Origin of the sequence: Nocardia sp. NBC_00565, from assembly GCF_036345915.1 — a bacterium.
Lineage (GTDB): Bacteria > Actinomycetota > Actinomycetes > Mycobacteriales > Mycobacteriaceae > Nocardia.
This window is the reverse complement of sequence record NZ_CP107785.1, coordinates 6,630,587-6,654,626: the sequence shown is the minus strand read 5'-3', so window position 1 is coordinate 6,654,626 and position 24,040 is coordinate 6,630,587. Positions and strand designations below refer to the sequence as shown.

The window sequence follows — 24,040 nt, the reverse complement described above, 5'->3', positions numbered from 1 at the left end:
GCGAACGCGGCTTTGCCCTGCTGTGTCGGCCCAGCTGAGCACGCTGGACGGCCGACCAACTTTTTTTAGATCAAAAAGTTCCTTTTTATTAACGAAGCGCCTAGTGTTCGCAATGTACGGATCACATCCGTGTGATGTAGCTGACAAAGCCGCGGCGCCCGCACTGCGGCAGCAACGTTGGAGGAGCGATCAAGAGCTAGGCGTAAGCGGCGGACTGGAGTTCGCCGCGGTGGTGACCGCTGGTCACCGATCTCGTTTCACGCAATCTGTCGGATCTCGCGTTGGGTGTCGTTGGCTGCCCCGCGCATTCGCCGAATCATCTCGTGGTGGCGTCGAAGCCGTGTGCCGAGGGTGAACAACCTTGGTGCAGAGGCTTATTCGTGCTGCGCAAAAACATTCGGCCAGCTGTTCTTTCGCCGAACGAGGAGGCTCTGGTGCACGATACGGAGTTGGGTGGATTCAGTGCGCGACCGGAGGAGTCCGCACCGGCTGCGCCCCAACCGTTTTCGTTGACTCCGGCGCAGTTGGGGGTCTGGTACGCACAGCTGCTCGATCCGGACGTGCCGATCAATGTGGCCCAGTACGTGGATGTGCCCGGGGAACTGGATCCGGTGATCCTGCGGGAGGTATCGATCGTGGCGGCGCGCGAATACGAATCGGTGCTGGTGCGGCTCGGCGAATCCGGCGGTGCGCCGACCCAGTGCGTCGATCCGGCGGGTTCGGTCGATATCCAGGCGATCGACCTGCGCGAAAGTGCCGATCCGGTGGCGGCGGCACACGAATGGATGCGGGCGGAGGCGAGCGCACCGGTCGATATGCTGACGGATCGGCTGTTCGCGGGAGCCGTGCTGCGGGTCGCCGACCGGCGGTCCTTCTGGTACCTGCGGGCGCACCATCTCGTGCTCGACGGGTTCGGCGCGCTGACCAGTATCCAGCGGGTGGCCGAGCTGTACACCGCACGGGTGCTGGGCACCGCGCCACCTGCGGTACAGCCGGGTGCGTTGCGTGCGCTGGTCGATGGGGAACTCGCCTACCGCGATAGCGCGCGCTTCGCGACCGACCGGGCGCACTGGGCCGAACGCGTGGCCGGACTCGACGGCGCGACCAGCCTGGATGGGCGTACCGCGCCGCGCTCAGCGACCAATCTGCTCGCCAGTCGGGTGTTGCCGGACACGCTCGTCAACCGGATGAATACCCTTGCCGCCAGCCAGGATTCGACATTGGCGGTGGTGCTGCTCGCGGCCTTCGCCGGATATCTCGGGCGGCTCACCGATCGGGACGAGGTGGTGCTGAGCCTGCCGGTGACCGCGCGCACCACGGCGGTGCTGCGGCGGTCGGCGGGGATGCTGTCGAATATTGTGCCGCTGCGGCTGGCCGTCGACCGAACCTGGGGCGAGCTGCTGCGGGCGACCCGCGTCGAAGTGGCCGGCGCGCTGCGTCATCAGCGGTATCGGCACGAGGACATCCGGCGCGATGCCGGGCACAACGGAGGGTCCGCGCGTCGGGCACTGTTCGGTCCGCTGGCCAACATCATGCTGTTCGGCAGCGAACTGACCCTCGGCACGAGGGTCGGCCGGTATCACGTGCTGTCCACTGGTCCGGTTGCGGATCTGAGCCTCAATGTGTACTACGGCGAGCGCGACAGCGTGCACGTGGACTTCGAGGCGAATCCGAATCTCTATGCCGCCGATGACATCGCGCGCCACCATGACCGGTTCCTGCGGTACCTCGAGCGGCTGGTGGCCGCCGACATCGCTGCGCCGATGACGTCGGTGGCGGTGGCGACCGAGCTGGAACTCGAGGTCAGCACCCGGATTTGGAATACGACCGCCTACGATGTGTCCGCGGTGGTCGCCGGTGCGCCGACGCTGGTTTCGATGTTCGAGGCGCAGGTCGCGCGGACACCGGATGCGGTGGCGGTGCGGTTCGCCGGTGCGCTGGACCTGACGTATCGGGAACTCGCGGCGCGCAGCAACCGGCTGGCACGGCATTTGATCGGGCTCGGTGTCGGACCCGAAACGCTGATTGCCGTTAACATCCGCCGCTCGCCGGAGCTCGTCGTGGCGATCTACGCGATTCTCGCGGCGGGCGCGGCGTATGTGCCACTGGACCCGGATCATCCGGCCGAGCGCACCGCGCACATTCTGGCCACCGCTGCGCCCGTGTGTGTGCTGAGCACCGAGGCGGTGCCGGGACTTGCCGGGAGTGCGGTGATCCGCCTCGACGAACTGGATGACACGGCCTGCTCGGACGGTCCGGTCTGGGATCTGGAACGCACCGCCGCGCTGCGGCCGGGGCAGCCCGCGTATGTGATCTTCACGTCGGGGTCGACCGGGCTGCCGAAGGGGGTGGCCGTCACACACGAGGCGATCGTCAACCGGTTGGTGTGGATGCAGCGGATGTATCGGTTGTCGGCCGATGATGTCGTGCTACAGAAGACGCCCGCCACTTTCGATGTGTCGGTGTGGGAGTTCTTCTGGCCGTTGCAGGTGGGGGCGCAGTTGGTGCTCGCCGAGCCCGACGGTCATCGTGACCCGGCCTATCTGCGTGCGGTGATCGCCGAATACGGCGTAACGACCGCGCATTTCGTGCCATCGATGCTGGACGCGTTTCTGGCCGAGCAGGAGTGCACCGACCGCACCTCGCTGCGTACGGTCTTCGCCTCCGGTGAGGCGCTGCCCGCCGCACTCGCCCAGCGCACGCGGGTGCTGACCGGCGCGCGGCTGCACAATCTGTACGGTCCCACGGAGGCGGCGGTCGATGTCACCTTCCATGAAGTGACCGACACCGATACCCTCTCGGTGCCGATCGGCGCGCCGGTCTTCAATACCCGGCTCTACGTGCTCGATTCGCGGCTGCGGCCGGTACCGGTCGGGGCTGCGGGCGAGCTGTATCTGTCGGGGGTACAGCTCGCCCGTGGTTATATCGGCCGACCGGGGCTGTCCGCCGACCGATTCGTCGCCGATCCGTTCGGTGGTCCCCACGCGCCGGGCGGACGGATGTACCGCACCGGTGACCTGGTGCGCTGGACCACCCACGGCGAGCTGGCGTACCTGGGCCGCACCGATTTCCAGGTCAAACTGCGTGGGCTGCGGATCGAGCTCGGTGAGATCGAAGCCGTGCTCGGCGCGGATGATGCGGTGGTGCGCGCGGTGGTCGTGGTGCGTGACGAGGCCGGGGTGGGGGAGCAGTTGGTCGCCTATGTCGTCGAATCCGAGCCCGGCACGGTGCAGACCGTGCGGCTGCGGGCGGCGGCGATCCGGGCATTGCCCGCGTATATGGTGCCCGCGGCGTTCGTGGTGTTGGACGCGTTGCCGGTCAACGCGTCCGGCAAATTGGACCGGGCCGCGCTGCCCGCGCCGGAACGGACCGCGCTGGCGTACACCGCGGCGGAGACGCCACTGCAGGCGGCGGTCGCGCGGGTCTTCGAGGAGGTGCTCGGCCACGATCGGGTCGGGCGCGATGACGACTTCTTCGCCCTCGGCGGTAATAGTTTGGTGGCCACCCAGGTCGCGGCGCGATTGGGCGCCGACCTGGGCTGTCGGCTCGGAGTTCGCGAATTGTTCACCGCCACAACGGTGTCCGCACTCGCCGAACTCATCGAGCGGGCGGGTGGAGCCAGTGGCGAGCCGGTGTTCGCGCAGCTGCGGGCGCGATACCGGCCGCCACTGGTTCCGCTATCTCCGGCGCAGCAGCGGATCTGGTTCCTGAACCGGTTCGACAGTGCCGGCGCCGGATATAACATGCCGTTCGTCGTGCGGTTGCGTGGGGGAGTGGATCTCGCTGCGCTGCGGTCGGCATTGATCGATCTGGTAGCGCGACATGAGGTGCTGCGCACGATCTTCCCCGCGGTAGTGCCGAGTGCGGCTGCTGGAATAGCGGCAAAGCAGGTTGTGCTGTCCATCGACGAGCTGGTTGTCGTGGGTGCGCCCGAGTCGATCAATACGGACGAGCTGGACGAAGAGTTGGCGCGGTTCGCGGCGGGTGGATTCGACCTCGAGCGTGAAATCCCCATTCGGGCACGGATTTTCTTGGTCGATGACGATAGCTGCGCGCTGGGGCTGGTCCTGCATCACATTGCCGCCGACGGGCTGTCGTTGCGGGTACTGGCGCGAGATGTGATGGCCGCGTATGGATCTCGTCGGGTCGGCAACGCTCCGGATTGGCGACCATTGGCGGTGCAATACGCGGACTACAGCCTGTGGCAGCATGAATTGCTCGGTTCCGCAACGGATCCGGCGGCACCGCTGGCCGGCCAGCTGGCGTTCTGGACCGCCGCGCTCGCAGGTGCCCCCGATCTGATCGAACTGCCCGCTGACCGGTCACGGCCCGCGGTGTCGTCCGGGCAGGGGGCGACCTTCCGCTTCGAGCTCCCCGGCGACGTGCACGCCGGGATCGCGCAACTGGCACGCGCCCAAGGTGTTTCGAACTTCATGGTGCTGCACGCCGCACTCGCCGTACTGTTGTCGCGGCTGTCCGGCAGCGACGACATCGTGATCGGCACTCCCGTGGCCGGACGCGGTGAGCGCGCGCTGGACGACCTCGTCGGCATGTTCGTCAACACGCTGGTGCTGCGGACCGAGATCGATACCGCCGCGCCCTTTTCGGCCCTGCTCGCGCAGGTGCGCGAGACCGATCTCGGTGCCTTCGGTCACGCCGAATTGCCATTCGAGCAGCTGGTCGATGCCATCAACCCGCCGCGCTCGCAGGCGCGGCACCCGCTGTTCCAAGTGTTGCTCGCCTTCGACAATGCCGCGGACATCCGATTCGAACTCCCCGATTTGTCGGTCGACACCAGTACGCTGGACACCGGAGTGACCAAATTCGATCTCCAACTCACGGTCACCGAAAGCTTCGCCGGTGCCGGACTCAGGGAAGGTCCGGCACCGGCGAAGCTGGCATCGAGTGGCGTCGGTGCCGAATTCACCTACGCCACAGATCTATTCGACGAGTCCACCATCGCGGAGTACGCGCAGTGGTTGGTCCGCTTGCTGCAAGCGATTGTGGTCGACGTCGAGTTGCCGATCGGGGATCTGCCGCTGCTGGACACGGCGGGTCGACAGCGTGTGCTCGACTGCGGAATGGGTGCGTCGCCGGTGGGGAGCGCGACCACCTTGTTGGCCGCGTTCGAAGTGCAGGCGCGGCGGACACCGGATGCGGTGGCCCTGGTCGATGGCGATGGCGCGCTGACGTATGCGGAGCTGGCTGGTCAGGTCAATCGGCTCGCGCGGCTGCTGATCGCGGCGGGGGTCGGTCCCGAGGCGCTGGTGGTGCTCGGTATGCGGCGGTCGGTGCAGTTCGTCGTCGCCGCGTATGCCGTGTTGACCGCGGGCGGCGGGTATGTCCCGGTGGATCCGGATCAGCCGCCCGCTCGGCAGGCGCATGTCATCGCGTCGTCGCGTCCGGTCTGCGTGCTGACTCGGTCGGTCGACGGGTGGTCGGGCGGTGACGCTCGGGTGCCGGTTCTCGTGGTCGACGCGCTCGATTGCACCGGCTACTCGGCTGCGCGGGTGGCTGATTCGGATCGGGTGTGCCCGCTTCGGACCGACAACACGGCGTATGTGATCTTCACGTCCGGATCCACCGGCCGGCCGAAAGGGGTTGCGGTACCGCATGCCTCGGTGGTGAACCAGATCGAGTGGATCGCCGACGAATACGGTATCGGGCCTGCGGATGCGGTGCTGTTCAAGACTCCCGCGACCTTCGATGTGTCGGTGTGGGAGCTGTTCGCGCCGCTGGCGCGCGGTGCGCGGCTGGTGGTCGCGGACCATGACGGGCACCGGGACAGTGTGTATCTCGCGGCCACCATTGCCGCGTACCGGGTGACGATGATGTCGTTCGTACCGTCGATGCTGGTGATGTTCGCCGAGGTGACGGGTGTGGCCCAGATCGCGTCGCTGCGGACGGTTTTCGTGGCCGGTGAGGCGATGACGGGTGCGGCCGCGACGGCCTTCGCCACGGTGAGTCGGGCCGAACTACACAATCTGTACGGCCCAACGGAATTCACGGTGCACGCCACCTACGCCGCGGTCGATGCCGTGGCCGGCGGGCCGGTGCCGATCGGACGACCGGTGCGCGCGAGCCAGGCGCTCGTGCTCGACGCGCGGTTGCGGCCGGTGCCCGACCTGGTGATCGGCGAGCTGTATCTGTCCGGAGTTCAGGTGGCTCGCGGTTACCACGGCCGAGCCGATTCGAGTGCCGAGCGTTTCGTGGCGAACCCGTACGGACCGGCCGGAGCGCGGATGTACCGGACCGGTGATCTGGTGCGCCGCAATCGGGCCGGGGATCTGGAGTATCTGGGGCGCAGTGACTTTCAGGTGAAGTTGCGTGGGCAGCGGATCGAACTCGGCGAAATCGAGGCGGCGCTGGTCGCCGCGCCCGATGTGCGTGCGGCGGCGGTTCGGGTGTTCAGCCGGGCCGCGGGTGAGCTACTGGTCGCTTATGTGGTCACCTCGATCCCAGCGGCGGAGGTGGCCGCGGTGCTCGAGCAGCGGCTGCGCGCCGCGCTGCCCTCGTACATGGTGCCGAGTGCCTATGTCGCGCTGGCGGACATGCCGCTGACCAGCTCGGGCAAGCTGGATCGCAAAGCACTGCCGGATCCGGTGCTGGCCGCCAGGACATTTCGCGCACCGGTAACGACGGCCGAACACGCGGTGGCCGGGGTGTTCGCCGCGGTGCTCGGTCTCGATCGGGTCGGCCTGGACGACGATTTCTTCGCACTCGGCGGAAACTCGTTGGTGGCGACCCAGATCGCGGCTCGGCTCGGTGCGGTGGTCGGTGTCGATATTCCGGTGCGGCTGTTGTTCGAGTATTCGACGGTGGCCGCGTTCGCCGCGCAGCTGCCAACTCAGGGCGCGGTGCGCAACCGTCGGGCGCTGGTGGCAGGTCCCCGGCCCGATGTGGTCCCGCTGTCCTACGCGCAGCAGCGGATGTGGTTCCTCAATCAGTTCGACGCCGATTCGGTCGCGAACAATCTGACGGCCGCGATGCTGATGCGGGGCGCGCTCGACGTGGTGGCCCTGAACGCCGCTGTCACGGATGTGCTCGCGCGGCACGAGACGCTGCGCACCAGATATCCGGCGGTGGACGGTATTGCGCACCAGCAGGTGCTGTCGATCGAGGAGGTCGCGCGGCCACTCGTTCCGGAGTCGGTTGTCGTGGCGGAATTGGCCGATCGGATCCGTGCCGTGGCGGCAATGCCTTTCGCCGTGGATCGGGAGCCGCCTGTCCGGCTTACGTTGCTCTGCACGGGGTCCGACGACGGGCCGGGTGCGCCGGAAGAACTCGAGCACGTGCTCGTCGTCTCCATCCATCACATCAGCGCCGACGGCTGGTCCATCGCGCCGCTGACCAGGGATCTCATGGCCGCCTACGCCGCACGCCGCGCGGGCCACGAGCCGGGTTGGGCACCGCTGCCGGTGCAGTACGCCGACTACACCCGGTGGCAGCGCGAGACACTGGGCGCGGAGGATGATCCGGAATCGTTGATCGCCGAGCAGATCCGGTACTGGGCCGCCGAACTGGCCGGGGTGCCCGATGTACTGACGCTGCCCGCGGATCGGCCGCGCCCGGCGATTGCCACCGGCCGTGGCGCCCGCCATGTGTTCATCATCGACGCCGCGACGCACCGGCGACTACGCGGCGTGGCCGCTGCCGCGAACGCCTCGCTGTTCATGGTGCTGCACGCCGCGCTCGCCACACTGCTGGCGAAACTCGCTGGGCAGCAGGATATCGCGATCGGCACGCCGATCGCGGGACGCGGTGATCAGGCCTTGGACGAGCTGGTCGGCATGTTCGTCAACACCTTGGTCCTGCGCACCGAGTTACCCGCCGAACTGTCCTTCGCCGACCTGCTTTCGGGGGTCCGCGACGCCGATCTGCGGGCGTTCGCGCACGCCGATGTCCCGTTCGAGCGGCTGGTCGAGGTATTGCGTCCGGAGCGGTCCGCCGCCCGGCATCCGCTGTTCCAGGTCATGCTCGACTTTCAGAACACCGGGCGGACCAGCCTCGAGCTGGCCGGGCTCGCGGTATCGGCGCTCGATATCGACACGCGGACAGCCGAATTCGATCTGCAGCTGACGCTCGCGGAATCCGTTGACGTCGCGGGTATGGTCGCGACCTTCGAGTACGCGACCGACCTGTTCGACGCGGCTACGGTCGTGTCGTTCGCGACCCGGCTGCGGCGCGTGCTCGAAGCGATCGTGGATCCGCGGGTGCGGATCGGCGATATCGACCTGCTCTCCGCGGATGAGCGGACGCAGATCCTGCACTCGTGGAACGCGACGGCGCGGCCAACCGCTGCCGACGCGACGCTGGTGTCGCTGTTCGAGGAACAGGTCGCACGGACGCCGGCGGCGGTTGCGATCTCGTTCGACGGGGAGTCGTTGACGTATGCGAAGTTCGCGGGCCGGGTCAACCGCCTGGCGCGGCTGCTGGTGTCCATCGGGGTTCGACCGGATACCACCGTGGCGATCGGCATGCGGCGATCCATTGATCTGGTCGTGGCCACGTACGCGGTGCTCACCGCGGGTGGTGCGTATGTTCCGGTGGACCCGGATCATCCGGCAGGGCGAATCGGGCAGGTGCTGCGCACTGCTCGGCCGGTATGCGTGCTGACCCGCACGGATGACGGGTTGGAGCTGGCCGCCGAGGTCGAGGAGGCGGTGCTCGATGTGGATCTGTTCGATACCACCGACTATTCGGATGCGCCGCTCACCGATGACGATCGGTTCGGTGCGTTGCTGCCGGGCAGTGCCGCGTACGTGATCTTCACCTCCGGCTCCACCGGACGGCCGAAGGGCGTCGCGGTCTCGCACGCCGCGATCGTGAATCGGTTGGTGTGGATGCAGGACGCCTATGCCTTGACCGCCGATGATGTGGTTCTGCAGAAGACTCCCGCCACCTTCGATGTATCGGTGTGGGAGTTCTTCTGGCCCTTGCAGGTTGGTGCGCGTTTGGTTGTCGCGCAGCCGGACGGGCATCGTGACCCGGCGTATCTGGCCGCGGTGATTTGCCGCGAGCGGGTCAGTGTCGTGCACTTCGTGCCGTCGATGTTGGTGGTGTTCGTCGCGGAACCAGTGGCGGCGCAGTGTGATTCGCTACGGTTGGTGTTCGCGTCGGGGGAGGCATTGCCGCCGCGACCCGTACACCGGTTGCGTGAGTTGACCGGTGCGGCGGTGCACAATCTGTACGGTCCGACCGAGGCGGCGGTGGATGTCACCAGCCATGAGGTCACCCACGCCGATGTCGACACCGTGCCGATCGGCGGGCCGGTATTCAACACTCAGGTCTACGTTCTCGATGGGCGGCTGCGTCCCGTGCCGGCGGGGGTGCCCGGTGAGTTGTATCTGGCCGGAACGCAATTGGCGCGCGGGTATGTCGCGCGGTCGGATCTGACCAGCGATCGGTTCGTGGCGAATCCGTTCGGCACTGGTGCGCGGATGTACCGCACGGGTGATCTGGTGTCGTGGCGTGCGGATGGGGTTCTCGAGTATTTGGGCCGCACCGACTTCCAGGTCAAGCTGCGCGGCTTGCGGATCGAGCTCGGTGATATCGAAACCGCCCTTGCCGCAGTCGAATCGATCGCCCAAGCGGTTGTCGTGCTGCGGGACGCGTCGCAGCTGGTCGCGTATGTTGTCGCCGAACCCGGGACGGTCGATACCGATGCCGTGAAATCCATGCTGAGCAGGCAACTGCCCGCGTATATGGTGCCGTCGGCGTATGTCGTGCTCGACGAGTTCCCGCTCAATGGCTCCGGCAAGCTGGATCGCAAGGCGCTGCCCGCGCCCGTCTTCGAGGCCGCTGTCTTCCGTCCCCCCGTCACGGGGGTGCAGGAGATCGTCGCCCGGACCTTCGCTGAAGTCCTGGACGTCGAGCGGGTGGGTCTCGACGATGATTTCTTCGCGCTCGGTGGGAACTCGCTGAACGCCACGCAGGTTCTGGCCCGGTTGGGTGCGGCGCTCGATCTGCGGCTGCCGGTGCGGCTGTTGTTCGAAGCGTCCACGGTCGAGGCACTCGCGGCCGCGACAGAGGTACATCAGGATGGACGTCACATCGCATTGACCGCACGTCCACGCCCGGAGCGGATTCCGCTTTCGCCTGCTCAGCGGCGCATGTGGTTCCTGAACCGGTACCTGTCCAGCGACGAGTCCGGACCGGGCGATGCGGTCGGCAATATCCCCGTCGCGCTGCGGCTCACCGGAGATCTGGACGTCGAGGCGTTGGCCGTCGCGCTGGCGGATGTGGTCGCCCGCCACGAGAGCCTGCGCACGGTCTATCCGGACGGACCCGATGGTGCGCGACAAGTGATTCTGCCTGTGGCCGTTCCGATATTGGAGTCGGAGCAGGTCACCGAAGGCGCACTCGCGCAGCGTCTTACCGCGTTCGCGGCGGCCACCTTCGACCTGACTTCCGAGTCGCCGTTGCGCGCCCGGTTGTACGCGGTTGCCGGTGTGGCCGAGCACGTGTTGGCCATTGTGCTGCACCATATTTCGGCCGACGGCTGCTCGCTCGGTCCGCTCGCCGGCGATCTCCTGACCGCCTATGCCGCTCGCCGGGATGGTGCGGAGCCCGCCTGGGCCGCACTGCCGGTGCAGTACGCCGACTACACGCTGTGGCAGGCCGAAACGCTGGGCGACGACGATGATCCGGAATCACCGGCGCACCGGCAGCTGGCGTACTGGCAGCGCACGCTGGCGGGTCTGCCGGAGCAGTTGGAGTTGCCCACCGACCGTCCGCGACCGGCCGTCTCGTCGTATCGCGGTGCCACACATCGGCTTCGGATCGACTCCGACTTGCACAGCGAACTGCGCGAGCTGGCGCGCAAGCGGGAAACCACGCTGTTCAGCACGGTGCACGCAGCGCTCGCGGTGCTGCTGTCCCGATTGTCCGTCGGCGCGGATATCGCGATCGGCACCCCGGTCGCCGGTCGTGGCGATGCCGCGCTCGATCGACTCGTCGGCATGTTCGTCAACACCGTGGTGTTGCGGACCCGGATCGACACCAGGGCACGCTTCGAGACGGTGCTCGACACCGTGCGTGTGCAGGATATCGAGGCGCTCTCGCATGCGGATGTGCCGTTCGAGCGGCTGGTCGAGGTCATGGCCCCCACCCGGGCACAGCACCGGCATCCGCTGTTCCAGGTGGCACTGACCTTCCAGAACTTCACGCTGCCCCGGCTGGAACTGGCCGACCTCGTAGTGCGGCCGATCGAATTCGACGCGGTCGCCGCCAAATTCGACTTGCAGTTCACCGTGGTCGAATCCGATGACGCCGATGGTCGCGCGGATGGCGTGGATATCGAGATCACCTACGCGACCGATCTTTTCGACGCGGGCACGATCGCGGTACTGGGCCGCAGATTCACCCAGGTGCTGGCCGCCATCGCCGCCGATGCCACCGTCGTGGTCGGGGATATCCAATTGCTCAGCGCCGAGGAACAGCACCGAGCGCTGCACGAATGGGCCGCTTCGACACGGACCCACGTCACCGAGACCAGCACGTTGGCCGACCGGTTCGCGCGGGCGGCCGCGATCGATCCGACGGCCACGGCGGTGCGCGCGGGCACCGAATCGCTGACCTATGCCGAACTCGACGCCGGGTCGAACCGGCTCGCGCGTCGGCTGATCGCGGCCGGAGTCGGGCCGGAAGCGCTGGTGGCGGTGGCGCTGCCGCGCTCGGTGCAACTGATCGTCGCGCTGCTCGCGGTGATCAAGGCGGGCGGTGGATATCTGCCGCTCGATCCGAACTATCCGGCGGACCGGATCGAGTACATGCTCGACGACGCCCGGCCGATCTGCGCGATCACCAGCGCCGTGGCCGGATTGCCGCCCGGGTGGTTCGGCGGGCCGGTGCTGGATGTCGATACCGTGGCGCCGCATTCGATCGACCCGGGCCCGATCACCCAGACCGATCGGCGCGCGCCACTGAATCCCGCGCACCCCGCCTACGTCATCTACACCTCCGGATCCACTGGTAAGCCGAAGGGCGTGGTCATCCCGCACCGCAATGTGCTGCGACTGCTGGATAACACCAAGGGCCACTTCGATTTCGGGCCCTCGGATGTCTGGACGATGTTCCACTCCTACGCGTTCGACTTCTCCGTCTGGGAGCTCTGGGGCGCGCTGCTGCACGGCGGAAAGCTGGTGGTGGTCGACTACTACACCGCGCGCTCGCCACAGCAGTTCCTGGAACTGCTCGCCGCCGAGAAAGTGACGGTGTTGAACCAAACACCGTCGGCCTTCTATCAATTGATCGCCGTCGAGTCGTCCGCCGAACTCGCGTTGCGCTATGTGATTTTCGGTGGCGAGGCGCTGGAACCACAGCGACTGAGCGGCTGGTTCGCGCGGTCACCGCGGTTGGTGAACATGTACGGCATCACCGAGACCACCGTGCATGTCTCCCACCGCGCGATCGAGAGCGGCAGCGGCTCGGCGAGCGTAATCGGCAGCGCCATACCGGGATTGGTTATGCGACTGCTCGATGCCAGGCTGCGGCCGGTGCCGGTCGGGGTGCCCGGCGAGATCTATGTCTCCGGGGGTCAGTTGGCGCGTGGTTATCTCGGGCGGCCCGCGCTCACCGCGAGCAGGTTCGTGGCCGACCCTTACGCCGAGGGCGGCTCATTGGCGTATCGGTCCGGCGATCTGGCGCGGTGGACGACCGACGGTGAGCTGGAGTACCTGGGGCGCGCCGACCAGCAGGTGAACCTGCGCGGATTCCGCATCGAGCTGGGGGAGATCGAGGCGGCGCTGCTGGAGGAGTCGGCGGCGGTGCGCGAGGTAGCGGTTGTCGTGCGCACCGATTCGGTGGATGAGCCGCGAATCATCGCGTATGCGGTCGGCCACGACACGATCGACACCGCAGCGCTGCGGCAACGGCTCGCGCGCAGACTGCCCGAGCATATGGTGCCCGCCACAATCGTGGTGGTGGACCGAATTCCGCTGACCGTCAATGGAAAGCTGGATCGGGCCGCGCTGCCCGCCCCGGCGTTCGAGGTGGCGACCTATCACAAGCCGGGGACGGTCGCGGAGGAGATCGTTGCCGGGGTGTTCGCCGAGGTCCTCGGCAGGACCGATGACCCGGGCCTGGTCGGCGCGGATGACGACTTCTTCGCGCTCGGTGGCAGTTCGCTATCGGCCGCGAAGGCCGCCGCGCGGATCGGCGCCGCGTTCGGGCGCACGGTCGGTGTCCGCGCGCTGTTCGAGGCGCCGCGGGTCGCCGATCTCGCCGCCCTGGTCGTCGCCGATGATTCGCGAGCATCCCGGCCCGCGTTGGTGGCCGGTGCGCGCCCGGCCCGTATTCCGTTGTCGCCTGCGCAGCAGCGGATGTGGTTCCTCAACCGGTTCGACCAGCACTCGATCGCCTACAACATTCCGGTGGCGCTGCGGCTGACCGGCACATTGGATATCGCGGCACTACAAGCCGCCGTCGCGGATCTGATCGGTAGACACGAGTCGCTGCGGACGCGGTATCCGGAACTCGACGGTGTGGCGGCTCAGATGATCGTGCCGGTCGTGCGGGCGGTTCCGTCGCTCTATCTGATCGAAAGCACCGAAGCTGAACTGCCGGAAAGGATTCGGGAACTTGCGGCGACGACCTTCGACGTGACCGTCGATATTCCGGTGCGCATGCGCCTGTTCCGGATCGCGGGGCGGGACGAGTTCGTGCTGGCCGCCGTGCTGCACCACATCGCGGCGGACGGATCCTCGCTCGCGCCGTTCGTCCGCGATCTGATACTGGCTTACACCGCACGCCTGGACCACAGTGCACCCGGTTGGCCGCCGCCCGCCGTGCAGTACGCGGATTACGCGCTGTGGCAGCGGGAACTGCTCGGCGGCGAGAAAGATCCGGGGTCGCTGTCGGCACAGCAGATCGCCTATTGGACGCGGACGCTGGCCGGGCTGCCGGATCAGCTGACCCTGCCCGCCGACCATCCGCGGCCCGCACGCCAGAGTCTGCGCGGCGCGAAGGTGGAATTCGCGATCGAGGCGCGGCTGCACGCCGCATTCATCGCACTCGGACGACACAGCGGCGCGACGCTGTTCATGGTCGTACACGCTGCCTTCGCCGTTTTGCTTTCGCGGCTGTCCGGCAGTGCGGATATAGCGGTCGGCACGCCGATCGCGGGCCGTGGCGATGCCGAACTCGACGATGTCATCGGCATGTTCGTCAATACGCTGGTACTGCGGACCCGGGTGGATGGCGCGGACAGCTTCGCGGAACTGCTCGGGCAGGCCAGAGCGGTCGATATCGCGGCCTTCTCCCATGCGGATGTGCCGTTCGAGCGTCTGGTGGAGGTGCTGAATCCGCAGCGATCGACGGCGCGGCATCCGCTGTTCCAGGTCGGCTATTCGTTCCAGAACCACGAACGCGGTGTGCTCCGGCTGCCGGGTCTCGAGGTGAGTGAGCTCGAATTCGACAGCGGTGTGGCGCAATTCGATCTGCATCTGTTCGCGGTCGACCACTACGGCGTGAACGGAGCGCCCGCGGGTATCGATATGGCGCTCGGGTATGCGACCGATCTGTTCGAGTCCGCGAGTGCGCAGCGGTTCGCCGGGCAACTTGCTCGGGTACTCGAAGCAGTTGTCGCCCAGCCGGATACGGCCGTCGGCGATCTGGACCTGCTCGGCGAGGCAGTACGGACGCAGGTGCTCGAGGAGTGGAATCGGACGACGCATCCGGTGGCCCCGGTGACGCTGGCGGATCTCATCGACACCCAGGTGGCGTTGACGCCGCGGAGTATCGCACTGATTGATGCGAACTCCGAGGCCGCGCTCACCTATGCCGAATTCGATGCGGCGGTAAATCGGCTGGCGCGCAGGCTGATTGCCGACGGGGTCGGTCCTGAGGCGACTGTGGTACTCGCGATGCGGCGCTCGGTCGAGCTGGTCGTGGCCATGTACGCGGTGGTGCGGGCCGGTGGCGCATACGTGCCAATCGACCCGGATCACCCGGCGGACCGAATCGCGCACATCATCGAGACAGCCGCGCCCGTATGCGTGCTGACGACGTCACGCGACGGGCTTCCCATCGAAATATCGCTTCCTACAAGGGAAGTGGATAGTCTCGACCTGACGGAGTACGCACCGACACCGATTGTGGATGCCGAACGGGTTCGCCCGTTGCGGCCCCAGCACCCGGCATATGTGATCTTCACATCCGGATCGACCGGTCTGCCCAAGGGCGTCACCATCGCGCACGCCGCGATCGTCAACCAATTGGCCTGGCTGCGCGACCGATTCGCGCCGGGCCCGCACGCGAGCGCACTGCTGAAGACCCCGGCGACCTTCGACCTTTCGGTGTGGGAGTTCTGGTCGATCCTGACCACCGGCGGCCGCCTGGTGGTGACCGCGCCGGGCACCGAACGCGATCCGGACCGGCTTCGTGCCCTGATCGAACGGCATGCGGTGACGGTGCTGCACGCGGTGCCCGCATTGGTCGGCATGCTGCTGGCGGTGTCGGACGCGCCGCTGCCCGGCTCGCTGCGGCATGTACTCGCCATCGGTGAGGCGCTGGCGCCGACCACCGCGCTCGAATTCCGCAGGCGGGCCGAACAAACCGGTGCGCGACTGTTCAACCTGTACGGCCCCACCGAAGCGGCCGTGTCGATCACCGCGTTCGAAGTCGACGACGATCCGGGCCATGTCGTGCCGATCGGTGTGCCCGCCTGGAATAGCCGGGTCTACGTGCTCGATGCCCGGCTGCGGCCGGTTCCGGTCGGTGTATCCGGCGAGTTGTATTTGGCCGGTGCGCAATTGGCGCGCGGCTACCAGCGCAGGTCCGGAATGACCGCTGAACGGTTCGTCGCGGATCCCTTCGCGACCGGCGTCGGCACCGTGATGTACCGGACCGGCGATATCGTCGGTTGGCGGCCGGACGGCACGCTGGAGTACCTGGAGCGCGCGGACTTCCAGGTCAAGATCGGCGGCTTCCGTATCGAACTCGGCGAGGTGGAGACCGCGCTACTGCGGCTGCCCGACGTGCGGGCGGCGGTCGCGGTGGCGCGGGACGACGACCATACCGGGTCGCGGCTGATCGCCTATGTGGCGGCGACCATCCGTGTCGAGTTGGCGAGTGAGTTGCGCGCGGCGGTGGCCGCGGAGCTGCCCACCTACATGGTGCCCGCCGCGATTGTCGTGCTGGAGTCGTTGCCGCTCAACGCGAATGGCAAGGTCGATCGTTCCGCGCTGCCCGAACCGGTGCTCACCGCGGCGGCCTTCCGCGCACCGAACAGCGAGCTGGAACAGCTGGTCGCTGACACCTTCGCGGCGGTAATCGGTACGGCGGTGCTGAAATCCGGTGCGCGCGTCGGGTTGGATACCGACTTCTTCGCCATCGGCGGCAATTCGCTGCTGGCGACCCGGGTGGTCGCCCAATTGGGCTCCGCACTGGGAGTGCGGGTTCCAGTGGCCGCGGTATTCGACGCGCCGACCGTCGGGCTGCTCGCCGCGCACCTGGCCGAGCTCGACGACGCCGACGACAGGCCCGCACTGACGCGCCGCCTCGGCGCCGCGCCCGCTGCGCTTTCGCTGGCACAGCAGCGGATGTGGGTGGTCAACCGGCTGTCTCCGGATTCTGCGGCGTACAACATCCCGGCGGCACTGCGCCTCACCGGTGATCTGGACGTCGCGGCCCTCGGCGCGGCAATCCTGGATGTGCTCGAACGCCACGAGACCTTGCGCACGCGATACCCGGATGCCGAACCCGAGCCGGTGCAGGAGGTGGTGCCGCTTGCGGATATGGCGGTCCCACTGGAGCCGATGCTGTCGACGCAGGGTGACATCGACGCGCGGATCAATGAATTCGTCTCCGCCGGTTTCGATATCACCACCGCCCCGCCGGTCCGCGCCGCGCTGGTCCGCACCGGTGTCGACGAGCACGTGCTGGTCGTGGTGCTGCATCACATCAGCGCCGATGGATATTCGGTCGCCCCGATGACGCGCGACCTCATGCGCGCCTATCTCGCCCGGACATCGGGTCACGCACCCGACTGGGCGCCGCTGGAAATCAACTATGCCGATTACAGCGAGTGGCAGCGGGCGGTGCTCGGCTCCGACCGCGATCCGAACAGCTTGCTGTCACGGCAACTCCGGTACTGGACAACGGAATTGGCGGAACTGCCCGAGGTACTGCCGTTGCCGATGGATCGACCACGTCCGGCCCGGCGCGATATGCGCGGTGCCGCTGTCGATTTCGAGGTCGACGCCGTACTCTCCGGGCGCTTGGACAGCATTGCCCGTGCGCACGGCACCACGCTGTTCACGCTGATCCACAGCGCTTTCGCGGTGTTGCTCGCCAAGCTTTCCGGCACCACGGATATCGCCATCGGCGCACCGGTCGCGGGTCGTGGCGAACGCGAACTCGATGACTTGATCGGCATGTTCGTCAATACCGTCGTACTGCGCACCGAGGTCGACGCGCGTACCGGCTTCGCGGATCTGCTGCGGCAGGCCAGGGATCGCGATATCGCGGCGCTCTCGCACGCCGACGTGCCGTTCGACCGGGTGGTCGACGTCATGGGGCGGACCAGGTCCAACGCCTATACGGCGCTGTTCCAGGTGATGTTCACCTTCCAGAACATGCCGAGCGGCCGTGTCGCACTGCCCGGGCTGGAGGTCGAGGTGCTCGACCTCGCGCCGGCCGAGGCGAAGTACGACCTGCAGCTCACCGGTATCGAGTTGTCCGACGCGGCCGGGGAACCGGCCGGGTTGGCCATGCGATTCGGTTATGCGACAGACATTTTCGACGCAGGCACGGTCCAGCTGTTCGCGGAACGGCTGCTGCGCATGTTCGTGGTGATCGCGCAAGACCCATCGATCGCGATCCGCGCGATCGACATTCGCGACCCTGAACAGGTGCGCGGCGTCACGGTGGCGGAGCTGCCCACGCTCATCGCGGCTGCCGCCCGCATCGCGCCCGGTGCCGTCGCTTTCACCCACGACGCGCACGCGGTGACCTACGGCGAGCTGGCCGCCAAGCTCGCGACGGTCGCCAAGGCCATGGGCGCTGCCGCGAAGCCGGAAACGCTCATCAATGTCGCCCTGGCCGGGCTGGTGCCCGGCCTCCTGGCCGCACTCGGCGGCACTGGTCTCGCCGCGGTCTTGCGGACCCTGCTCGCCGAGGCGCAGGCCGTGCTCGCCAACTCGGGGTCGGCAGTCGATTCGGAAGGAATTAGTTGATGTCCCATGCAGAATCGGTCGCATCCAGCGGGCTCGGCAAACGTATTGCCGCGCACGATTATTCGGCGCTGCGTCGCGCGTACGGAATCGACGACCTACCCGGATTGATCGATACGGTCGCCGAATTGGATCCGGACCGGATCGCCTTGCGACACGACGGGACCACCATCACCTACGGCGCGCTGGCCACCGAGATCATGGTGCTGGACGAGGCCATGGGCGGCGGGCTCGGGGCCGACGCACTGGTATCGGTCGTGGTCTCCGCTCAGCTGCCCGCACTGCTGGACTCGGCCGACGGCGCGCTCGGCGCGGTGCTCGAACAACTGCTCGACGATGCGCTGACGGCCGCGGCGCATGTACTGCCGACCATATTCGCGCCGATCGAGACGCTGGTCAGTGAATTCGAGGAGCAGGTGCGGCGCACACCCGATGCGGTGGCGCTGGAATTCGCGGGCGCGACCCTCACCTACGCGGAGTTCGACGCCAGGGTCGACGCGCTCGCACGGCGGCTCGTCGATCTGGGTGTCGGACCGGACGCATTGGTGGGACTCGCCGTTCGACGCTCGTTCGACCTGCTGGTCGGCATGTATGCGATTCTGAAGGCGGGCGGCGCGTATGTGCCGATCGACCCCGAGCATCCGGCCGAGCGCATCGCGTACGTCCTCGAGGTCGCCGCGCCGGTCCTGGTGCTCACCACCATCCGGGATCAGCCGGAGTTCGCGCCCGATGTCCGGGTACTGCGGATCGATGAATTCGACGGTGGCACCGCGCCAGTCGATGCTGCGGTCGAGCGCCCCCGGCTGTCGGGCGACAATACGGCCTACGTCATCTTCACCTCGGGTTCGACCGGTCGCCCGAAAGGTGTTGCGGTATCGCACCGTTCGATTCTGGCCAACCTACGATGGCGGCAGCGGCGGTACCGACTGCGCGGCGATGACGTCGTGCTGCAGAAGACGCCGTGCACCTTCGATGTCTCGGTGTGGGAGTTCTTCTGGCCGCTGCAGGTCGGCGCGCGGCTGGTGATCGCCGCGCCGGACGGACATCGCGATCCGGCCTATCTCGCGCGCACCATCGCCGAACGCGGCGTGACCGTCACGCATTTCGTGCCCTCGATGCTCGCGGTGTTCGTGGCCGAACCGCACGTCGACACCGCGGCGCGGACCCTGCGTCTGGTCTTCGCCTCGGGTGAGGCGCTGCCCGCCGCCACCGCGGCCGCCTTCCGCGATATCAGCGGCGCGACACTGCACAATCTCTACGGCCCCACCGAGGCCGCCGTCGACGTCACTGCGCACGAGGTCACCGCGGCGGACAGCAGCACCGTGCCGATCGGCGCGCCCGCCGACGACACCGAATTGCTGGTGCTCGGCGACGACCTGCGGCCGGTGGCCAGCGGTGTGGTCGGCGAGCTGTATCTGGCGGGCGTGCAGCTGGCTCGCGGCTATGTTGCTCGTCCCGGCTTGACCGCCGACCGGTTCGTGGCCAATCCCGAGGGCGCGCCCGGCGATCGGATGTACCGCACCGGTGATCTGGTCCGCTGGCGCACCGATGTCGACGGCCGCCCCGACGAACTGGAATACCTGGGCCGCATCGACTTCCAGGTGAAGCTGCACGGCCTGCGGATCGAGCTGGGTGAGGTGGAAGCGGCGCTACTGCGCGACGAGCACGTCGCGCAGGCCGCGGTACTGCTGCGTCGGCACGCGGGCGGCGACCACCTGGTGGGCTATGTCGTGCCGCACCGCGGCGTCACGATCGATCCGGCCACAGTGTTGGCGTCCACGCGGCGGGACCTGCCGGACTACATGGTGCCGTCGCTGGTGACGGTGCTCGATGAGATGCCGGTCAATGCGAATGGCAAGCTGGATCGCCGCGCACTGCCGGAACCGGTATTCGGCTCCGGCGCGGCCGAATACCGCGCTCCGACCACCGATGCCGAAATCACCGTCGCCGCGATCTTCGGCGAATTGCTGGAAACGGAGCGGATCGGTGCCGATGACGATTTTTTCGCGCTCGGCGGCAATTCCCTCATCGCCACCCGGGCCATCGCCCGGATCGGAGCCGCGCTCGGCATCACCGTCGACGTCCGGGATTTCTTCGATCGCCCGACGGTGTCCGCGCTGGCCGGGCTTGCGCGAACCGGTATCGCGCGGCCCACCCTGACGGCAGGCGCACGGCCGCTACGCCTTCCCCTATCCCCGGCGCAGCGGCGCATGTGGTTTCTCAACCGGTTCGGTACCGATACCGAATCCGCCTACGTTTTCGATAGCGCCGCGGTGGACAACATTCCGGTCGCGCTGCGCCTTCGCGGTGCGCTCGAGGTACCCGCACTGTCGGCTGCGATCACCGATCTCGTTGCCAGGCATGAGATCCTGCGCACGGTCTATCCGCAGACCGACGATGGGCCGGCGCAGGTGGTGCGCTCGGCGCACGCCGTCTTCGACCTGACGCCGATCGATGTCGCCGAGGCAGACCTGGCCGGGGCTGTGCTGGCAACCGCTGTCCAGGGATTCGATGTCGCCGAAGAGATTCCGGTGCGCGTGCGGCTGCTGTGCAGTGGGCCACAGGATCACACGCTGGTCCTGGTGGTGCATCACATCGCCGCCGACGGTGTCTCGATGGGCCCGCTGATGCGCGATCTCGGCACCGCCTACGCTGCCCGTCGCGCCGGTCGGATGCCGGACTGGCACCCACTCGCGGTGCAATACGCGGACTACGCGCTGTGGCAGCGGCGGGTGCTCGGCGACGAGCACGATCCGGATTCGGTGGCCGGGCGCCAGCTCGCATTCTGGGCCGCCGAATTGGCGGAACTGCCCGCCCAGCTGGATCTGCCCGCGGATCGCCCGCGCCCCGCGGTGGCGTCCTACCGCGGAGCCACCCATGAGTTCGCCATCGATGCCGAATTACGCGCGGCGATCGAGCGGATCGCCGCCCGCAGCCGGGCCACGCCGTTCATGGTGGTGCATGCCGCGCTCGCGGTCCTGCTGGCCCGGCTGTCGGGCACCGCCGATATCGCCATCGGCACACCGGTCGCCGGACGCGGTGACCGTGCCCTGGACGATCTCGTCGGCATGTTCGTCAATACCCTCGTGCTGCGCATGGCGGTTCGCGGCGCGGTGAGCTTCGCCGATCTGGTCGGCGAAGCGCGTGACCGAGATCTGAATGCCTTCGCGCACAGTGATATTCCATTCGAGCGGCTGGTCGAGGTGGCCAACCCGGCTCGATCGCAGGGCCGGCATCCGTTGTTCCAGGTCGCGCTGTTCATGCAGAATATCGGGCCGATCGCGTTGACCGTGCCCGGACTGGATGCGGAGCTGGTCGATTTCGATCCCGGCTTCGCGAAATTCGATCTGCAGCTGACGCTTTCCGATCTGGACGGTTCCGGCTATCGTGCCGAATTCACCTATGCCACCGACCTGTTCGATGCCGCGAGCGTGCGCGAGTTCGGTGCCAAATTTCTCCGGATACTGTGCGCGGCCGCCGCCGATCCGGATATCGCGGTCGGCGATATCGAACTCCTCGACGCGGGCGAACTCGACTATGTCACCGCCAGCTGGAATGCCAGCGGGCACAGGGTGGCCGACCGCTTTCTGCACGAAGGCTTCGACAACCAGGTCCGGCGAACCCCGACCGCCGTCGCACTGGTCGCCGAGGCGGCCGAACTCACCTACATCGAACTCTCCGAGCGGGCCAATCGGTTGGCCCGCCTGCTCATCGGCACCGGCGTCGGCCCGGAATCGCTGGTGGTGCTGGCCATACCGCGCTCGATCGAGCTGGTTATCGCCATGTACGCGGTGCTGCGCGCCGGTGGTGCGTACGTTCCGGTGGATCCCGAGCATCCGGCCGAACGGATCTGGCACATCCTCGATACCGCCCGGCCGCACTCGGTACTCACCACCAGCGGCACCGGATTCACCCTCCCGCCGACCGTGCCCGCGAGTGTGCGCCTGCACCGTGTCGATGCACTCGAGCTGTCGCAATACTCGGCGGCCAAGATCGGCGATGGCGAGCGTCGCGCGCCGCTGCGGCCCGAGCACCCGGCCTACGTCATCTTCACCTCCGGTTCGACGGGCCGGCCGAAGGGCGTATCGGTCGAACACCGTGCCATCGCCAACCAACTAGCCTGGATGCACGACGAATACCGGCCGCGCGCCGGCGATGTTTACCTGCAGAAGACCGCGACCACTTTCGACGTAGCGCTGTGGGGATACTTCCTACCGCTGCGCGCGGGCGCGACCCTGCTACTCGCCGCCCCGGACGGACATCGCGATCCGCGCTATATCGCGGAAACCATTGCCCGCCACGGTGTCACGCTGACCGACTTCGTGCCGTCGATGCTCGCGGTCTTCGCCGCCCATGCCGAAGCGGGCGAACTCGATGCACTGCGCGATATCTTCGTCATCGGTGAGGCATTGGCCCCGGAGACGGTCGCGGCCTTCCACGCGGTGAGCGATGCCGCGCTGCACAATCTCTATGGCCCCACCGAAGCCGCGGTGTCGATCACCTACCGCGCGGTGACAGCTGCCGACGAACTGGTGCCGATCGGTGAGCCGGAATGGAATTCGCAAGTCTACGTGCTGGATTCGCGGCTGCGTCCGGTACCGATCGGAGTGCCCGGCGAACTGTATCTGGCCGGTGCCCAGCTGGCCCGCGGCTACCACGGCCGCGTGGACCTGACGGCGGATCGCTTCGTGGCCAACCCCTTCGGCAGGCCCGGTACCCGGATGTACCGCACCGGCGATCTGGTGCGCTGGAGCGCTGATGGTGAGCTCGTCTACCTCGGCCGGATGGATTTCCAGGTGAAGTTCCGTGGCCAGCGCATCGAATTCGCCGAGATCGAGACGGCACTGCTGGCCGCGCCCGAGGTGAGCCAAGCGGCGGTACGGCTGATCAATGGTGACTACCTGGCGGGTTACGTGATTCGCAGGCCGGGCGGTGAGTTGGACCTGGATGCCGTCAAAGTGGCTCTGGCGCAGCGTCTTCCAGGGTATATGGTGCCGACCGCGCTGGTCGAACTGGCCGAGTTTCCGCTGAACACGAGTGGCAAGCTGGATCGCAAAGCATTGCCACTACCGGTTTTGCGGCACAAGAGTTTCCGAGCGCCGACCAATGCGGCGCAACGCCTGGTGGCCGCGGTTTTCGCGGAGGTGCTGCGCGTCGAACGGGCCGGCCTCGACGACGACTTCTTCGCGCTCGGCGGCAGTTCGCTGGACGCCACCCAGGTGACGGCGCGTGCGGGCGAGGCCATCGGCGCGCGAATCCCCTTGCGCGCCTTGTTCGATGACTCGACGGTGGCGGGCTTCGCCGCCGCCGTCGAGAAATTCGGCGCGGCCGGTGCACCCGTACGGCCGCTGGTGCGCCAAGAGCGGCCGGAGCGCATCCCGCTTTCGCCCGCCCAGCGGCGGCTGTGGTTTCTCAACCGGATCGAAACCCAGGACGGTGCCGACGGCGTCTACCACCTTCCGGTCGTGCTCCGGCTCACGGGCAGACTCGATGTCCGCGCGCTCGAGCGCGCGGTGCTGGATGTGCTGTCCCGGCACGAATCCCTGCGCACCTGCTATCCCGACAGCGAATCCGGGCCGTACCAGTCGATCCTGGAGCCGACCGATATCGGGTTGCGCCTCAATCCGGTACCCGTCGAACGCGCCGATCTGGCCGCCACCATCGCCGCGATCACGCGGGCCGGGTTCGATGTAACGAGCGAATTGCCGTCGCGTGTCGCGTTATTGAGCGTCGACCGAGTCGACGACCGGCGCGGTGTCGCCGGCGACGAGTATGTGCTGGTCTTCGTCATCCACCATATCGCCGCCGACGCACTGTCGATGACGCCGCTGATCACCGACCTGGTACGCGCCTATCTCGCCAGATTG

General features: G+C 67.4%; 2 protein-coding genes (1 of these 2 only partly in view). Both read left to right on the top strand.

Going from position 1 to position 24,040, the window contains the following annotated elements; genetic code table 11:
• Nucleotides 1-434: 434 nt before the first annotated feature.
• Entirely contained in the window at nt 435-18,176 is a 17,742-nt protein-coding gene (locus OG874_RS30445) for a non-ribosomal peptide synthase/polyketide synthase (RefSeq protein WP_330250531.1), read from the top strand.
• On the top strand, nt 18,176-24,040 hold the beginning of the coding sequence (locus tag OG874_RS30440) for a non-ribosomal peptide synthetase (protein ID WP_330250530.1). 19,593 nt of this gene lie beyond the right edge of the window; the window shows 5,865 of its 25,458 coding nt (coding positions 1-5,865); it begins with the start codon at nt 18,176-18,178; its stop codon lies off the right edge, out of view. Before OG874_RS30445 ends, OG874_RS30440 begins: the two co-directional genes overlap by 1 nt.